Raw genomic sequence first — 15,425 nt, forward strand, 5'->3', positions numbered from 1 at the left:
TGAGGCCGCCAGTCATACATTTCAATAGGGCGCGGCTAGTTTGCCGGGGGCGTTTGAAATGCCGGATAATCGGCGCCTTCATTCCTTGCCCTCTACCCGCCAATGAGCGCTGCACACACCCTGGACGACTACACCCCGCCGCCGGATACCGGGCTGCGGCTGCACTATCAGGACGACTACCTGCTGGTGGTAGACAAGCCGGCCGGTCTGCTGTCGGTACCGGGGCGGGGCGAGGCGCGGCAAGACTGCCTGAGCCTGCGCGTGCAGCAGCGCTTTCCCGACGCATTGGTGGTGCACCGGCTGGATATGGCCACCTCCGGCTTGTTGTTGATGGCGCGCGGGCTGGCCATGCAACGCCAGCTATCGGCCAGCTTTGCCGGGCGTGATGTGCAGAAAACCTACCAGGCACTGGTGGCTGGGCAGTTATTGCCGGAGCAGGGCGATATCCACCTGCCGCTGATGGCCGACTGGCTGCAGCGGCCACGGCAAAAAGTGGATTTGCAGGCTGGCAAGCCGTCGCACACCGGCTATCAGGTCGTGGCCTACGATGCGGTGCGCAACGCCAGCCGGGTATCGCTTACCCCGCACACCGGGCGCACGCACCAGCTGCGCGTGCACATGATGGCGCTGGGGCACGCCATGCTGGGCGACACGTTGTACGCGCCACCTGCGGTGCAGCAGGCCATGCCACGGCTGTGTCTGCACGCTTGCGCGTTGCAGTTGCACCACCCGCACAGCGGCGAGCTGCTGCAGCTGCACAGCCCGGTGCCGTTCTAGCCCGTTTGGCGGGCACGGGCAGCAATAAGGGCTAGGCTAGAACAGGGTTTCGCGGTAACGCTCGCGCCCATCCAGCAACAGCGCCAGAATGCCCGCCTTGCCACGTTGGTCGATGGCTACCCGTACCGATACTTTCTCGCCGTCCTGAGGTTGTTCTATCTGCCGGCCAGTGCCCTCCGGCACAAAATACTGTTCAATGCCATAGCGCACTTGCAGCGTGTGCAAGGTGGCGCCATTACGCGCCTGCCGGGTATCGATATACTGCACCTCGCCCGCCAGCGCCAGTTGCCCTGCGGGGATGGCACTGCGCTGGTGGTGCACGGATAGCGCTCTGGCCCCGTCTGGCTGCGGCTGGATGGCTACCCAGACACGGTCGTGCGGCTTGAAGTCCTTGTCCCCGCCCAGGGCTTGTTCGCCGTCTAGTTCCAGCCGGTTGATGGCGTAGTTCAGCCGCGCGTAATCGCCCATGAACAGCGAACGCGGGTCCACCGGCAAGGTGGGCAGCACTACAGTGGTACCCGTCTGCAGCGTCCACTGCTTGTCGGCAACCATGGCGGCCAGGGCCAGCAGCTGCAGCGTGCAGAGTAGGGCGAGTTTTTGCCACAGTCTCATGGCTGCTCCTCCGTCGGGATGCGCGCAAGCAGACTGCGGCGGCGCCGTTCCATCCACCCGCCTGCTGCCAGTAACAGGATGCCGCCCGCCATGAAGAATAGCGAACGGTCCAGCAGCGTCCAGAACGCATCCACGTAGCGCGCCAGCAGCCAGCACAGCAGGGCACCAAAAACCTGGTTGATGATGGCCCGGTCGCCTTCGCGGATGCCGACGTCGGCCATCCAGCCCATCATGCCAAGGAAAACGGCATTCCATAACAGCGCAGGCCAGCTACCGCTATAGCTGAATAGAACCGTGCAGGCGACCAGCACGGCAAAGCTTGCCACCAAGAGCAGGCCGGTATCGCGCCGCCGTGGCGACAGCGCCTGGCGGCGAGCCAGCTGTAGCAGGCCCATCGTGTACAGGCTGCCGCTGGCCAGCAGGCCTGCAAACCAGAGAAGATCCAGCACGGGCTGTTCGCCGGATGCCGAGGCAAAATCGGGAAACGTCAACGCAAACGTGCCGCTCAGCACACCGGCGAGCAAGGTGCCGCCGCCGGTACGCATGCAGGGCTGCCGGCTGGTTTGGGTCATGGCCCAGATACCTGCCAGCGCCAGTAGCTGCAGGGCAAACAGGCGCAGGTGAGCTTGCGGGGCATCATCCAGTAGCGGCCATGATTGGGCATGCCAGCCCGCCAGCCATAGCAGCAGTAGCGCGGCACAGCCACGGGCTGCCAACGCCCAGCCGTGGCGCTGCACGACAAGGGCGGCCAACAGCAGGTAGCCTGGCAGTAGCCAGTTCATCTGCGCGTATTCGAACTGCTCGTAGCCGGTCCACAGTGCGGCCAACCCCAGCGAGATCAGCATGGCGGGCTGCGACTGTAGCAGGGCTGCAGTCAGCAGCCCGCCGGCAGCCCAGAGGGCGATGCCATCCGGAAAGTGTGCATCGATGTGGTAGAGCTGGCCTATCAGCATGATGGCCGCGCCGAACAGCAACACCGACAGCACCGCCATGCCCTGCGCCAGCTTTTGTAGCCCGCGGGTGATGCTGAAGCCGTACGCTGCATGGCTGCTGCTCAGCGCCAGAAAGATGACAAGCAGCTTGCCCGGTTTGCTGATGGCGTCCCAGTTCGCGGCAAACCAGCTCAGCACGCCGATACCCAGTAGTAGCGCCCCCATCTGCGCCAGCCCGCCAGGCCAGCTGATGCGGCTTTGCCGGGTGGCCACGTCCGCCAGAATGGCTTGCCGGCCCTCTGCGCTAAGCCAGCCTGCCTGTTGCCAGCGTGCGGACTCTTGTGCCAGCCGCTTGCCGAATGCTTTGTCGTTCATCGCGCTTTACCCATTGCTGATGGCCAACCCCATGACCCGCTGGCCGCTGGGCGTGCCCGGTCGGGGGCGAAGGCTGATGACGTTCAATTGTGCTCGGCGGCTATCCGGCTGTCCAATGCTGTCGCGTGGCGGGGCGTCAGAAAACCAGTGCGGCGACAAATACGGCCAGCATGGCAAAGGCGCAGGCGATCTTGATCACCGTGCCAGCCAGGAAACCGATGAAGGTGGCGATGCCCACTTTGCCCGCTTGCTGCAGCGAGCGCCGTGCCTGTAGCTCGCCGATAACCGCCCCGATAATCGGGCCGAGAATGGCGCCTACCAAGCCCAGGAACATGCCCACCAGCCCACCGATAAAGGCACCGATCAGCGCCTGGCGGCTGGCCCCGCTCTTTTGTGCCCCCAGAAAGCCGGCCAGGTTTTCCATTACCATGCCCAGCACGGCTAGCACGCCGATCATGATCAAGGCCGTGCTGCCCACGCTGGCAAAGTCGCCCAGCCAGGCCGCCAGCAGCATGCCGCCGCCCAGTAGCGCCAGGCCGGGCAGGGCCGGGTAGATGGTGCCGGCCAGCCCGGCCAGCATCATGATGGTGGCCAGCGCGTAGCCGGCCCAGCTCCAGTCAAAACTCATGCTTGCTCCTTATGTTGACCCTGCTAAGTAAAACGGCGCCGCCGGAAGTTCCGGGGGCGCCGTATGCGGCCAACCTTTAGCGGGCCTTAGCCGGTGTATTCCTGCAGCAGCATATCCTGCGCGCAGCGGCCTTTACCACGGGCTACACGGCGGCGGTAGCTGCCATCCTGCTGCATTTCCCAGGCGTTGGTGTTGTCTTCCAGATACACCTTCAAGCCTTCGCGGATCACGCGGCGCTTGAGCTTGGTGTCCAGAATCGGCACGCAGGTCTCGATGCGGCGGAAGAAGTTGCGACCCATCCAGTCGGCGCTGGAAATGAACAGGTTTTCTGCCTTGTCGTTGTAGAAGTAGAACACGCGGGTGTGTTCCAGGAAGCGGCCAACGATGGAGCGCACCGAGATGTTTTCCGACAGCCCTTCTACGCCAGGGCGCAGCGCACATACGCCACGCACGATCAGGGTGATTTTCACCCCGGCCTGGCTGGCGCGGTACAGCGCACGGATGACTTGCGGTTCCAGCAGCGCGTTCATCTTGGCAATGATCTGCGCCGGTTTGCCGGCCTGGGCGTGCTCGATTTCGCGGTCGATCGCCGTGGTGATCATGTTGTGCAGCGTGAACGGCGACTGGTACAGGTGCTTGAGCTCGCCGGCGCGGCCCAGGCCGGTAATCTGCACGAACAGGTCGTTCACGTCGGTGGCGATTTCCTCGTTGCAGGTCATCAGGCCAAAGTCGGTGTACAGGCGGGCGGTTCGCGGGTGGTAGTTACCGGTGCCCAGGTGCACGTAGCGGCGCAGCTGGCCTTCTTCGCGTCGCACCACAAGCAGCATCTTGGCGTGGATCTTGTAGCCGAATACGCCGTATACCACGTGGGCACCGGCGTCTTCCAGGCGGGTGGCCCAGCTGATATTGGCTTCTTCGTCAAAGCGTGCCATCAGCTCTACCACCACGGTCACCTGTTTGCCGGCGCGGGCGGCGGCAATCAGCGATTCCATCAGTACCGAGTCGGTGCCGGTACGGTATACCGTCATCTTGATGGCGACCACGGCCGGGTCGCTGGCGGCCTGGGTGAGCAGGTCGATCACCGGCTGGAAGGTCTGGAACGGGTGGTGCAGCAGTATGTCGCCCTTGCGGATGGCGTCAAACAGCGGGGTTTTCTTTTCCAGGATATCCGGTAGCGAAGCCTGGAACGGGGCGAACTTGGTTTCCGGGCGGTCGACAAAGTCGGGCACCTGCATCAGGCGCACCAGGTTCACCGGGCCGTCCACGCGGAACACGTCGTGCTTTTGCAGGGCAAAAGTGTGCAACAGGAATTCTTCCATGTGCGCCGGGCAGGTATCGGCAATTTCCAGGCGTACGGCATCGCCGTACTGGCGCTGGCGCAGCTCGCCCTGCAGTGCGGTACGCAGGTTTTTCACGTCGTCATCGTCTACCGACAAATCACTGTCACGCGTGACGCGGAACTGGTAGCAGCCTTTCACCAGCATGCCGGGGAACAGCTCCTGCACGTGCGAGTGCAGGATGGACGACAGGAACACAAAGGTATCGGCGCCGTCTGCGGCCAACTCTGCCGGCAGCTTGATGACGCGCGGCAGGATGCGCGGGGCTTGCACGATGGCGATGCCGGATTCGCGGCCAAAGGCGTCGGCGCCTTCCAGCTCCACGATAAAGTTCAGGCTCTTGTTGAGCAGGCGCGGGAAGGGGTGCGACGGGTCCAGGCCGATAGGCGTGAGGATGGGCATCAGCTCGCGGAAGAAATAGTCGCTGATCCACGCTTTTTGCGCGGCGTCCCACTCGTTACGGCGCAGGAAAATGATGTTGTCGGCACGCAGCGCAGGGAAGATTTCCTCGCGCAGCAGGCGGTATTGTTCGCGCACCAGCTCGTGTGCCGCTGCCGATACCTTGGCCAGCGCTTCGGCCGGGGTGCTGCCATCTGCCAGGATGCGTTCCGGAGTGTTTTGTGCAGCATCTTTCAGCCAGGCCACGCGTACTTCGTAGAACTCGTCCATATTGGACGAAACGATGCACAGGTACTTCAACCGCTCCAGGATGGGCAGGTATTCTTCTTCCGCTTGCGCCATGACGCGGCGGTTGAATTCGAGCAAACCCAGCTCGCGGTTTAGCAGATTGTCGTGTGGCATGGACATGATTAATGCTTCTTTGATAAAGGGTGAGGCAAAAAAAGCCCTCGAAAGAGGGCTGTCCTGTTACGGCTGCGGGGTGAAGCCGGCAACCTGGTCGGCACCCTGGCCGTAGAAGTAGGCTTCCAGCTGCGCGGCCAGGTACTGGCGGGCGCGGGCATCGGCCAGGCTCAGGCGGTTTTCGTTGATCAGCATGGTCTGGTAACGCAGCCAGCCTTGCCAGGCTTCTTTGGAAACGTCGGCGAAAACACGCTGACCCAGCGCGCCGGGCAGGGGCGGGAAATCCATACCTTCGGCTTCGCGACCGAGCTTAACGCAGTTGACCATTCTTGCCATGATGCATTCCTTGCAATAGTTGAGACACGATAGCCAGTAATTGTGTCACAGAGATGACGGGTAACCAACCGTGCGCGCAGTGTGGATGCTGCGCCAGATCAAGCCGCCAGTGGCTTGATCAGCACTTTGGAGCGGCGGTTATGGTTATACAGCTCACGCCGCACCGCGGGCAGATCGTCCACGGTAGCCGGCTGGAAGCCACGTTCGGCAAACCAGTGTGCCGTTTGCGTGGTGAGAATGAACACTTTTTTCAGGCCGCACAGCCGGGCTTGCTCTTCCACGTATTTCAGCAGGCGGTCGCCAAAACCGGCGTTGCGGCGCTCCTGGCTGATGGCCAGGCAGGCCAGCTCGGCCATGCCGTCTTCGTGGAACGGCAGCATGGCCACGCAGCCGTAAATGCGCTCGTCGTGTTCCAGTACCGCGTACTGGCGTATCTGCATTTCCAGGTGTTCGCGGCTGCGCTTGATCAGGATGCCTTGCTCTTGCAGCGGGCGGATCAGCGCCAGGATATCGCCCACGTCTTCTATGCTGGCCTCGCGTACTTTCACCAGCGAGTCACGCGCGATCATGGTGCCGGTGCCAAAGTCGGTAAACAGCTCTACCAGCAGCGCGCCGTCTTCGTTGTGGCTCACCAGGTGCGAGCGCACCACCCCTTCGCGCGTGGCGCGGATGGCGTAGGGCAGGCTCACGCGTACTTCTTCACTATCGATGCCGCGCTGGAAAATCGCCTCGGCCTGCTCGGCGGCGATGGCACTGTGCAGCACGCCGTCGGCGTCTACCAGACCATCGCTTTGCACCATGAAAATCAGCTTTTCCGCTTTCAGTTCGATGGCGGTCTGGCAGGCCACTTCTTCCATGGTCATGTTGAACGCTTCACCGGTGGGCGAGTAGCCGATCAGCGACATCAGCACCAGCTCGCCCAGGTCTAGGCGCTTGTTGATGGCGGCGGTGTCGATCTTGCGCACGCGGCCGCTGAACTGCATGTCCACGCCATCGATCACGCCCAGCGGCTGGGCGGTGACAAAGTTGCCACCGGCTACGCGCAGGCAGGCACCGTGCATGGGGGAATTGGGCATGCCCATGGACATGAAGGCTTCCAGGTCGTGGCGCAAGCCGCCTACCGCCGACTTGACCGCTTCCATGGTGAGTGCGTCGGTTACGCGGCGGCCATGGTGAAACTGGCGCGGCGTGCCACGCAGACGCAGCTGTTCTTCGATCTGCGGGCGGGCACCGTGCACCAGCACAATGCGCACCCCCAGGCTGACCAGCAGGTTGATGTCTTGCGCCAGGCCGTACAGGTTGCCGCGTGCCAGGCATTCGCCATTGATGGCAATGACAAAGGTCTTGCCGCGAAAATTGTTGATGTAGGGTGCGGCTTCACGGAACGCCAGCACAAAATCGGGATGCAGCATGCACAGCTCCAACAGCAGAGGCCGGAAAAACGCAAGATTAGCAGGAATGCCGGCAGGCTGATATGGCGGCCGTGTTACATCCGCCAGGGTTGGCCGCAAGCTATTTTTCCAGCCGCAGCTCCTCGGGGGTGTCGTCACGGTCGCCGTGCGGGTGCTGCTGGTAGATGTGTGAAAAAGCCTCGCGCCCTTTGGTAGCGTGCGGGGGGCACTGCAGGTTATCGAGCTGCACTTGCTCGCAGTAGCAGGCTAGCTGGCACTGCAGGCGGTGGATGGGGTGGCGGGCCAGGGCGATGCCGGCTTGTTCCAGATGGTGCACCAGCTGTAACAGCGAGTGCTGCGGCAGGGTGTATAGCAGGGTGAGGTGGCCGCTTTGCGCATCGGCGCGGGTACGAATGCCGAAAGCCTCGGCCAGCAGCTTGGCCGCACGGTGGGTCTGCTCCGGCTTGGCCAGCCTGAGCGTGCGGCATTTGAAGTGGTCGGTGCCCGGCATGGCGTACCCCTGACAGGGCACGCCATGCATGCCCGCTAGTTACCTGCCTTTTTCAGCAGGATTTGCTGTACTTTCAATACATTCAAGGCTTGATTGAGCTGGCTGTCAACCGGCTTGCTGTCATCGTCCGCGGCTTTGGCTGCCGGCTTGGCTGCCGGTGTGGCGGCTTTGCTGGCGGCAGGCTTGGCGGCCGGGGCGGCATCTTCACCTGCCGGGTTGCTCAGGTGTTTTTCCAGGTCGGCTTCGCGGATACGCAGGCCGCTGGCTTCGCTGCCATCTTCGGCAATGATGTCCGGCGTAATGCCTTTGGCCTGGATGGAGCGGCCGCTAGGCGTAAAGTAGCGCGCCGTGGTCAGCTTGATGCCACCTTCGTTGGATAGCGGCAGTACCGACTGCACCGAGCCTTTGCCGAAGGTTTGCGTGCCGACAATCAGCGCGCGTTTGTGGTCTTGCAGGGCGCCGGCCACGATTTCGGAAGCCGAGGCCGAGCCGCCGTTTACCAGCACCACCAGCGGCACGTTTTTCAGCTCGGCCGGGGCTTTGGCGTAGTAGTCGGCGGCATTGCCGCGCATGTAGTACTTGCTGTTGGCGTACAGGCGCATTTGCGCGTCGGCGACACGGCCTTCGGTGTACACCACCAGCGCGTCCTTGGGCAGGAAGGCGGTGGAGACGCCTACCGCACCGTTCAGCAGGCCGCCCGGGTCGTCGCGCAGATCCAGCACGATACCTTTGAGCGGCGCCTTGTTTTCCTTGTACAGATTACCCAACGCCTGGGCGAAGTTTTCTACCGTGTGTTCCTGGAACTGGGCCACACGCACGTAGCCGAAGCCCGGCTCCAGCAGACGCGATTTCACGCTCTTGGTCTGGATCACGGCACGGGTCAGCGTGAACACCAGTGGCTTGGATTCGGTTTTGCGGGCGATGGTCAGGGTCACCTTGGTGCCCGGCTTGCCGCGCATGCGTTTTACCGCATCGTTCAGCGACAGGCCGCGCACCGGGGTGTCGTCGATCTTCACGATCAGGTCACCGCTCTTGATGCCGGCTTTCTGCGCCGGGGTGTCTTCGATAGGTGCCACCACTTTGACCAGGCCGTCTTCTGCGCCGATTTCGATACCCAGGCCGCCAAACTCGCCCTGCGTGCCTTCGCGGAATTCCTTGAAGGCCTGCGGATCAAAGTAATCCGAGTGCGGGTCCAGGCCGGACAGCATGCCCTTGATGGCTTCGTTGATCAGTTTCTTGTCTTCTACCGGCTCGACGTAGTCCTGCTTGATGCGGCCAAATACTTCGACAAAGGTACGCATTTCATTCAGCGGCAGCACGCTGTCGCCTTTGTCGGCGAAGGCTTGCACGCTGAGGGTCAGTGCACCGCCCAGCAGTGCACCGGTGGTGAGCAGGGCAATCTTGCGTGTACGTGGTGTGGTCATGGTCCAGTGTCTCGCCTGGCCTAACGGGCCCAGGATTGTGGATTGATGGGTCTGCCCAGATAGCGCAGCTCGAAGTAAAGGCCGGTTTCGCCGCTTTCCATCGTGCCGCTGGTACCCAGTACGTCACCCGCCTTCACGCCGGCGCCGTTACCACGGGCCATGGCCGAGAAGCCGGTATACACGGTGAGGTAGTTTCCACCGTGGTCGATAATCATGGCGTTGCCGAAGCCACGCAGCCAGTCAGCATAAACCACGGTGCCATCGGCGACAACGCGCACTGGCGTACCAGGGGCGGTGCGGATGTACAGGCCTTTCCAGCTATTGCCTTCACCGCGTGCCGCGCCAAAGCGGCCGGCAATCTCACCGGATACCGGCAGCTTCATGCGGCCTTGCAGGCTCTTGAAGGCACGGCCGGAGGCACTGCCATCTACCACCTCGTCTACCCGCTCTACCGGGGGGGCTTTGGGCTCTGGTGGCGGTTTCTTGCCTTGCTTTTTGGCCTCGGCTACCTGCTGGCGGCGCTTTTCTGCGGCCAACCTGGCGGCTTCTTCGCGTGCCTTTTTGGCGGCGGCGGCTTTCTTGATGGCTTCCTGGCGACGGCGCTCGATTTCGGCATTAATGCGCGCAATCAGCACCGTCAGCTGTTTTTCGTCTTCTTTCAGTTGCTGCAGCCGGGTCTGCTGGGCGCGGATGCTCGCGTCGAGCTGGCTGACTTGCACCTGGCGCTGGTTCTTGGCGGCTTCTATGCGGCGCTTTTGCTGCACTTTTTCGGCCGACATGCGGCCCAGGCGCACCAGCTCGTCTTCCAGGCGCTCGGTAATGGCCTGCAGCTGAATTTCTTGGTCGCGCAGCTTGGCGATGAGTTCCTGCTGCGCGCGCGAAATATGGGTGTAGTAGGTCAGGTCGCGGCTGGCCTGGTTCGGGTCGCCCTGGTTCAGCATCAGGTTCATGGCGTCGTGCTGGCCACGCTTGTAGGTGCTGGCCAGCAGCTTGCCCACGCGCTGCCGCGTTTCGGCTACCTTCATGCGGATGCCCAAGAGCTCGGCCTGATACTGCTCCAGCTGGTTGCTGGAGCTGCCCTGTTTCTGCTCTAGCGCGTTCAGCGCTTCGTGGGTAGCTTCCAGTGCTTCTTCCGATTGTGCGATGGCACTGGCGGTTTGCTGGCGTGCGGCTTCTTTCTGCGCAATGTCTTGCTGCAGGGTGGTAATGGCTTTGCGCACGCTTTGCAGATCCTGCTGCGGGGCAGCAGGATCCAGCGGTTTGCTGGCAGGGGCCGCGTGGACGGCCCCTGCCAGCAGGGTCAGGCACAGCAGCTTTTTCACTGGAACTCGATCAGCGATTGGCCGGTCATTTCGGCCGGTTGTTCAATGCCCATCATGGCCAGCAGCGATGGGGCGATATCACGCAGCGCACCGCCATCCTTGATGCTAGCCGTGCGGCCAACGTACAGGAACGGCACTTTTTGCAGGGTGTGCTGGGTGTGCGGCTGGTGGTTGGCGTTATCGAACATCTGCTCGCAGTTGCCGTGGTCGGCGGTGATCAGTACTTCGCCACCGGCTGCCAGCATGGCGTCCACGCAGCGTTGTACACAGCTGTCCAGCGCTTCTACGGCTTTCACCGCAGCATCGAATACACCGGAGTGACCGACCATGTCGCCGTTGGCGTAGTTGCAGATGATGGCGGCGTACTGGCCGCTTTCGATGGCGGCCACGATCTTGTCAGTGACTTCCGGCGCGTTCATTTCCGGCTGCAGGTCGTAGGTGGCGACTTTGGGCGACGGCACCAGGATGCGGTCCTCGCCCGGGTACACCTGCTCTTCGCCACCGTTGAAGAAGTAGGTGACGTGCGGGTATTTCTCGGTTTCGGCAATACGCAGCTGTTTCAGCCCCAGGCCTGCCAGGTACTCGCCCAGGCCATTGCTGATTTTCTGCGGCGCGTAGGCCACCGGGTGCTTGTAGGCTTCGCCGTAGCTGGTGAGGCTGGTGTACAGCGCAAACTTGGGCTGGCGCACGGCAAAGCCGTCGAAAGCCGGGTCGGTGAGCGCGCTGGTGAGCTGGCGGGCGCGGTCGGCGCGGAAGTTCATGAATACGGCCACGTCGCCATCCAGCATCTTGAGCGGCTCGCCGATCACGGTGGGTTTGACGAATTCGTCGTTCTCGTCGCGGGCGTAGGCGTCGGCCAGTGCTTGCAGGGCAGTATCGGCGTGGAATTCGCCTTCGCCTTCCACCACGGCGCGGTAGGCGCCTTCCATGCGTTCCCAGCGCTTGTCGCGATCCATGGCCCAGTAGCGGCCGCTGACGCTGGCTACGCGGGCGTGCGGGCAGTCGGCCAGCACGTCCTGCAGGCGTTGCAGGTAGATTTCGGCGCTACGCGGCGGCGTGTCGCGGCCATCCAGGAAGGCGTGCACGGCGATGCGGCCAACCCCGGCCGCTTCGGCGGCGCGGATCAGCGCAAAAATATGGTTTTCGTGGCTGTGTACGCCGCCGTCGGACTGCAGACCCATCAGGTGCAGGGTGCTGCCGTTGGCCTTGGCGGTAGCTATGGCTTGTGACAGAACCGGGTTGCTGGCAAAGCTGCCGGCTTCGATATCACAATCGATGCGGCTGATGTCCTGCTGCACGATGCGGCCCGCGCCGATATTGAGGTGGCCGACTTCCGAGTTGCCGAACTGGCCGCCGGGCAGGCCGACGTTGTGTTCGGAGGCGTCGATGGTGCCGTAGGGGTAGCGTGCTTTCAGCGCATCCCAGTGCGGGGTGTTGGCCGCCAGAATGGCGTTATCGTCGCCTTCCAGGCGGTGGCCGAAGCCGTCAAGAATCAGCAGTAGAACGGGCGTTACCTTGCTCATATGTCTTCCGTGCGGGCAAATATCGGGTGGGGTATGCAGGCCGGGCTGCATAGCTGTCTGACAGGGATAGTATTGTATCGCGCCTTGCCTGTCAGCGCCGAGCCGCACGGCTGTTGGTAGCCGCCACGTTACACACTGCCGGGTTTAACGGTTTTTCTTGCGCCGGATGTATAGCGTCTTGTGCACCTTGGCTACCAGCTCGCCCTGGCTGTCGATCACGTCTACTTCCAGCTCGGGCAGGTATTTGTCACCGCTGGCGGTGGCGTGGCGGACTTCGTCCAGCCAGCTGTCGTGCAGCTGGAAACGGGCGCTCACCACACCCTTGCCTGGCTTGACGTAGTCTACGCGGCCGGCTTTATCCCACACGATGTAATCGTTGCCCAGGTTCTTCAGCGTCATCAGCATGAAAAAGGGGTCGGTCATGGCGTACAGGCTGCCACCAAAGTGCACCCCCACGTAGTTGCGGTTGGTCAGGCCCAGGCGCAGGCGTACTTCTACCTGTTTCCAGTCTGGCGCGATGCGGGCTACCTTGATGCCGGCGCCCCAGAACGGGGGCCACAAGTTGAAGACGGTTTTGGCCAGGCGATGGTTCATGATGTGTGTGTTGTGAAACGGTTGTTTGAATCATGCCATCGTCGGCAATTTGCCAAAGGGCGTCAAGCACCTGGCCGCCGGTCGGGTGGCCAAGTGCTTAGAAGGGGAGTTCGCTCTGCGTGCCGTGCAGGGGTTCGATGCGCGCGCCGGTGATGCCCTCGGCCAGGTGGATCTGTACCTGTTCGCCCAATTGCAGCTCGCCTGGCGAGCGTACCACCTGGCCGGCGGCGTTTTGCACGATGGCGTAGCCACGCGCCAGTACCGCTTCCGGGTTCATGGCCAGCAGGGTGGCTTCCAGCCGGCCCAGCGCCAGCCTGCTGTGTGCCAGGCGCTGGTGGATGGTGGCCTGCAGGGCTTGTGCCTGGTGCTGTAGCCCGGCTTGCTGGCGGCGGATATCGGGCCGCTGCCGTTGCAGGCGGTGCTGCAGGCTGCCAATGCGCCAGCCCCGTTGCTGCAGGCCTTGTTGCAGGCTGCGTTGCAGGCGGGTTTGCAGCTGCTGCAGGCTGGCTTGCTGGCGGCGCAGTTTCTCGCCCGGGTGCTGCAGGCGTCGCGCCAGGTAGTCCAGGCGCTGGCTTTTGTCGGTGAGCAGGCGGCCCAGGGCGCGTGCCAGGTGGCGGCGTGTCAGGTCCAGGTTCTGCTGCATAGCCTCACGGCTGGGCGATACCATCTCGGCGGCCGCGGTGGGGGTAGGGGCGCGGCGGTCGGCGACAAAGTCGGCAATGGTAAAGTCGGTTTCGTGCCCCACACCGCTGACCACGGGCAGGGTACTGGCGGCAATGGCGCGGGCGACGGGCTCTTCGTTAAACGCCCACAGGTCTTCGATACTGCCGCCGCCACGGCATACGATCAGCACGTCTACCTCCTGGCGCTGGTTGGCCGCAGCAATGGCGGCGGCAATCTGCTGCGCTGCAGTCTGGCCCTGTACCTGGCAGGGGTAGAGAATTACCTCGATGGACGGCATGCGCCGGCGCAGCGTGGTAACCACGTCGCGCAGGGCGGCGGCGGCGGGGGAGGTGACGACACCCACGCGGCGCGGGTGATCGGGCAGCGCTTGCTTGCGCTGATTGTCGAACAATCCTTCTTTTTCCAGTTGCGCCTTCAGCCGCTCGTACGCTTCGTACAGGCGGCCCAGGCCGGCCGAGCGCATGCTGTCAACGTTGATCTGGTAATCGCCCCTTGCTTCGTACAAGGTTACCGTGCCGCGCAGCTCTACCTGCATGCCTTCTTGCAGGCGAAAACCCAATGCGGCCAACTTGTTACGGAACATCACGCAGCGTACTTGCGCTCCGGCATCTTTCAGCGAGAAATAGCCATGGCCGGAAGCGGCCAGTGTCAGGTTGGAAATTTCGCCGCCTATCCACATGGGTGGCAGGCCGCTCTCCAGCAGGTCGCGGGCCATACGGTTCAGAGAGCTGACGCTGATGACGTCGTTTTGTGATGCGCCGAAAAACATGCTTGTCAAGTCATCCACAGAGGGCGGTAAAACAAAAGCAGGCTGATTGCTTATGCATGCAGCGTGCGGCGGGGTAAATTGAAAAAATCAAAAACTTGTTAAAACAATGACTTACAGTGGTGGCGTAATTTGTGTGCAATATGGCAGCAGGCTTGTTTTTACAAGGGTATAGGCCGTTGCACCAGCTTCATCCACAGGGTTATCCACAGCTTTTGTGGATGTTTGGTAAAAGCCTAGAAAAAATCGACACTTAGCGCCAGAACTTGGGACAATGTCTCATCCGCAGGCGGTGATGCAATCGTGTTGCACCGCTGCCGCCTACCCGATAAAGTTTAACGCTTGCTCAATCAAGGGAGAATCCCCTCGTGCTGTCTATTATTGAAGCCGCTGGCTGGCCGATCTGGACCATCATCATTGCTTCCATTATCTCCCTCACTATCACCATCGAACGCTTTTATAGCCTGCGCGCCGCGCTGGTGGTGCCAAAAGGGCTGCTGGCGCAAACCCTGCAGCAGCTACGCCGTGGTGGTGCCAGCCGCGACATGGTTGCCGAACTGCGCGGGCATTCGCCCTTGGGCCGCTTGCTGGCTGCCGGGCTGCGCCAGGTGAACGCGTCGCGTGACGTCATGAAGGAGGCCATCGAGGACGAAGGCCGCATTGTGGCACACGAACTGGAGCGCTACCTCTCTACGCTGGGTACCATTGCCGCCATGTCGCCACTGCTGGGGCTGCTGGGCACCGTGATCGGCATGATCGAGATCTTCGGTTCGCAATCGCCTACCGGCACCGACCCGCGTGTGCTGGCGCATGGTATTTCGGTGGCACTGTACAACACCGCATTTGGCCTGGTAGTGGCGATTCCCAGCATGATCTTCTACCGCTACTTCCGCGCCCGCGTGGATGATTTTCTGGTGGAAATGGAAGCCCAGGCGGTGCGCCTGGTTGAAGCCATTCACGGCGACCGTCACGGCGACTAGGAGCAGGCATGAATTTTCGACGTCGTGGCCAGCGTGAAGAGCCGGAAATCAACTTTATCCCGCTGATCGACCTGCTACTGGTCATCCTGATCTTCCTGATGGTGACCACCACCTACTCGCGCTTTTCCGAGCTGCAAGTCAGCCTGCCGCAGGCCGAAGGCAAGGCAGAAGAGAAGAAAAGCGCCGAGCTGCGTGTAGAGGTGAGCCGGGATGGGGAGTACCGCGTAAACGGTAGCCGCCCGGCAGACAAGTCGGTAGCGGCACTGAGTACGCTGCTGAAAACGCTGTCCAGCGGCAAGCAGAACCCGGTGGTGATCATCAGCGCCGATGCGCAGGCTACGCACCAGTCCGTGGTGTCGGTGATGGAGGCCGCGCGCTTTGCCGGGCTGAGCCAGCTGACCTTCTCTACCCAGTCGGTGGCGCCGTGAGCCG

The 15,425-nt window shown here is 62.4% G+C and carries 15 protein-coding genes; 3 read left to right on the forward strand and 12 right to left on the reverse strand.

The window, feature by feature from the left end; translation table 11 throughout:
• Nucleotides 1-102: 102 nt before the first annotated feature.
• Entirely contained in the window at nucleotides 103-777 is a 675-nt protein-coding gene (locus PQU95_RS16840; protein WP_272753082.1) for a pseudouridine synthase, read from the forward strand.
• A gap of 36 nt (nucleotides 778-813) precedes the next feature.
• On the opposite strand, the gene PQU95_RS16845 is transcribed toward PQU95_RS16840, so the two are convergent.
• The 12 genes from PQU95_RS16845 to xseA form a co-directional block, all read right to left on the reverse strand.
• Complete coding sequence (locus tag PQU95_RS16845) at nucleotides 814-1,389, reverse strand: GDYXXLXY domain-containing protein (RefSeq protein WP_272753083.1); 576 nt, start codon at nucleotides 1,387-1,389, stop codon at nucleotides 814-816.
• Entirely contained in the window at nucleotides 1,386-2,696 is a 1,311-nt protein-coding gene (locus tag PQU95_RS16850; RefSeq protein WP_272753084.1) for a DUF2157 domain-containing protein, read from the reverse strand. The genes PQU95_RS16845 and PQU95_RS16850 overlap by 4 nt, the downstream gene beginning before the upstream one ends.
• A 136-nt stretch (nucleotides 2,697-2,832) precedes the next feature.
• Nucleotides 2,833-3,324, reverse strand: coding sequence for a DUF456 domain-containing protein (locus tag PQU95_RS16855; RefSeq protein ID WP_272753085.1), 492 nt, complete (start codon nucleotides 3,322-3,324; stop codon nucleotides 2,833-2,835).
• Between the two features lie 86 nt (nucleotides 3,325-3,410).
• Nucleotides 3,411-5,468 carry a polyphosphate kinase 1 gene (gene ppk1 / locus PQU95_RS16860; protein ID WP_272753086.1) on the reverse strand — a complete coding sequence of 686 codons (2,058 nt, stop codon included), beginning with the start codon at nucleotides 5,466-5,468 and terminating at the stop codon, nucleotides 3,411-3,413.
• Between the two features lie 60 nt (nucleotides 5,469-5,528).
• Nucleotides 5,529-5,798: an oxidative damage protection protein gene (locus PQU95_RS16865; protein ID WP_026107604.1), complete on the reverse strand. Its 270-nt coding sequence runs from the start codon at nucleotides 5,796-5,798 to the stop codon at nucleotides 5,529-5,531.
• Between the two features lie 98 nt (nucleotides 5,799-5,896).
• Complete coding sequence (gene argA / locus PQU95_RS16870; protein WP_272753087.1) at nucleotides 5,897-7,210, reverse strand: amino-acid N-acetyltransferase; 1,314 nt, start codon at nucleotides 7,208-7,210, stop codon at nucleotides 5,897-5,899.
• Nucleotides 7,211-7,310: 100 nt separating this feature from the next.
• Entirely contained in the window at nucleotides 7,311-7,700 is a 390-nt protein-coding gene (locus PQU95_RS16875; protein ID WP_272753088.1) for a hypothetical protein, read from the reverse strand.
• 35 nt (nucleotides 7,701-7,735) lie between these two features.
• Complete coding sequence (locus tag PQU95_RS16880; protein WP_272753089.1) at nucleotides 7,736-9,124, reverse strand: S41 family peptidase; 1,389 nt, start codon at nucleotides 9,122-9,124, stop codon at nucleotides 7,736-7,738.
• Between the two features lie 20 nt (nucleotides 9,125-9,144).
• Nucleotides 9,145-10,446 carry a murein hydrolase activator EnvC family protein gene (locus PQU95_RS16885; protein ID WP_272753090.1) on the reverse strand — a complete coding sequence of 434 codons (1,302 nt, stop codon included), beginning with the start codon at nucleotides 10,444-10,446 and terminating at the stop codon, nucleotides 9,145-9,147.
• Nucleotides 10,443-11,969 (reverse strand): 2,3-bisphosphoglycerate-independent phosphoglycerate mutase, encoded by a 1,527-nt coding sequence (gene gpmI, locus PQU95_RS16890; protein WP_272753091.1) that lies wholly within the window; start codon nucleotides 11,967-11,969, stop codon nucleotides 10,443-10,445. The genes PQU95_RS16885 and gpmI overlap by 4 nt, the downstream gene beginning before the upstream one ends.
• Nucleotides 11,970-12,113: 144 nt before the next feature.
• The gene (locus PQU95_RS16895) at nucleotides 12,114-12,563 is read right to left on the reverse strand and encodes a DUF4442 domain-containing protein (RefSeq protein WP_272753092.1); all 450 of its coding nucleotides are present in this window, start codon (nucleotides 12,561-12,563) and stop codon (nucleotides 12,114-12,116) included.
• A gap of 97 nt (nucleotides 12,564-12,660) precedes the next feature.
• Nucleotides 12,661-14,016, reverse strand: a complete 1,356-nt coding sequence (gene xseA / locus PQU95_RS16900; RefSeq protein WP_272753093.1) for an exodeoxyribonuclease VII large subunit — start codon at nucleotides 14,014-14,016, stop codon at nucleotides 12,661-12,663.
• Between the two features lie 365 nt (nucleotides 14,017-14,381).
• On the opposite strand from xseA, the gene PQU95_RS16905 reads away from it, so the two are divergent.
• Nucleotides 14,382-14,993, forward strand: coding sequence for a MotA/TolQ/ExbB proton channel family protein (locus tag PQU95_RS16905; protein ID WP_272753094.1), 612 nt, complete (start codon nucleotides 14,382-14,384; stop codon nucleotides 14,991-14,993).
• An 8-nt stretch (nucleotides 14,994-15,001) separates the two neighbouring features.
• The gene (locus tag PQU95_RS16910; RefSeq protein WP_272753095.1) at nucleotides 15,002-15,421 is read left to right on the forward strand and encodes an ExbD/TolR family protein; all 420 of its coding nucleotides are present in this window, start codon (nucleotides 15,002-15,004) and stop codon (nucleotides 15,419-15,421) included.
• Nucleotides 15,422-15,425: the final 4 nt, after the last annotated feature.

It is taken from the genome of Vogesella aquatica (assembly GCF_028548455.1).
GTDB classification, from domain to species: domain Bacteria; phylum Pseudomonadota; class Gammaproteobacteria; order Burkholderiales; family Chromobacteriaceae; genus Vogesella; species Vogesella aquatica.

Coding starts and splice junctions, on each gene's coding strand:
- PQU95_RS16840 (WP_272753082.1), top strand. CDS start 103: ATGAGCGCTGCACACACCCTGGACGACTACACCCCGCCGCCGGATACC.
- PQU95_RS16845 (WP_272753083.1), bottom strand. CDS start 1,389: ATGAGACTGTGGCAAAAACTCGCCCTACTCTGCACGCTGCAGCTGCTG.
- PQU95_RS16850 (WP_272753084.1), bottom strand. CDS start 2,696: ATGAACGACAAAGCATTCGGCAAGCGGCTGGCACAAGAGTCCGCACGC.
- PQU95_RS16855 (WP_272753085.1), bottom strand. CDS start 3,324: ATGAGTTTTGACTGGAGCTGGGCCGGCTACGCGCTGGCCACCATCATG.
- ppk1 (WP_272753086.1), bottom strand. CDS start 5,468: ATGTCCATGCCACACGACAATCTGCTAAACCGCGAGCTGGGTTTGCTC.
- PQU95_RS16865 (WP_026107604.1), bottom strand. CDS start 5,798: ATGGCAAGAATGGTCAACTGCGTTAAGCTCGGTCGCGAAGCCGAAGGT.
- argA (WP_272753087.1), bottom strand. CDS start 7,210: ATGCTGCATCCCGATTTTGTGCTGGCGTTCCGTGAAGCCGCACCCTAC.
- PQU95_RS16875 (WP_272753088.1), bottom strand. CDS start 7,700: ATGCCGGGCACCGACCACTTCAAATGCCGCACGCTCAGGCTGGCCAAG.
- PQU95_RS16880 (WP_272753089.1), bottom strand. CDS start 9,124: ATGACCACACCACGTACACGCAAGATTGCCCTGCTCACCACCGGTGCA.
- gpmI (WP_272753091.1), bottom strand. CDS start 11,969: ATGAGCAAGGTAACGCCCGTTCTACTGCTGATTCTTGACGGCTTCGGC.
- PQU95_RS16895 (WP_272753092.1), bottom strand. CDS start 12,563: ATGAACCATCGCCTGGCCAAAACCGTCTTCAACTTGTGGCCCCCGTTC.
- xseA (WP_272753093.1), bottom strand. CDS start 14,016: ATGTTTTTCGGCGCATCACAAAACGACGTCATCAGCGTCAGCTCTCTG.
- PQU95_RS16910 (WP_272753095.1), top strand. CDS start 15,002: ATGAATTTTCGACGTCGTGGCCAGCGTGAAGAGCCGGAAATCAACTTT.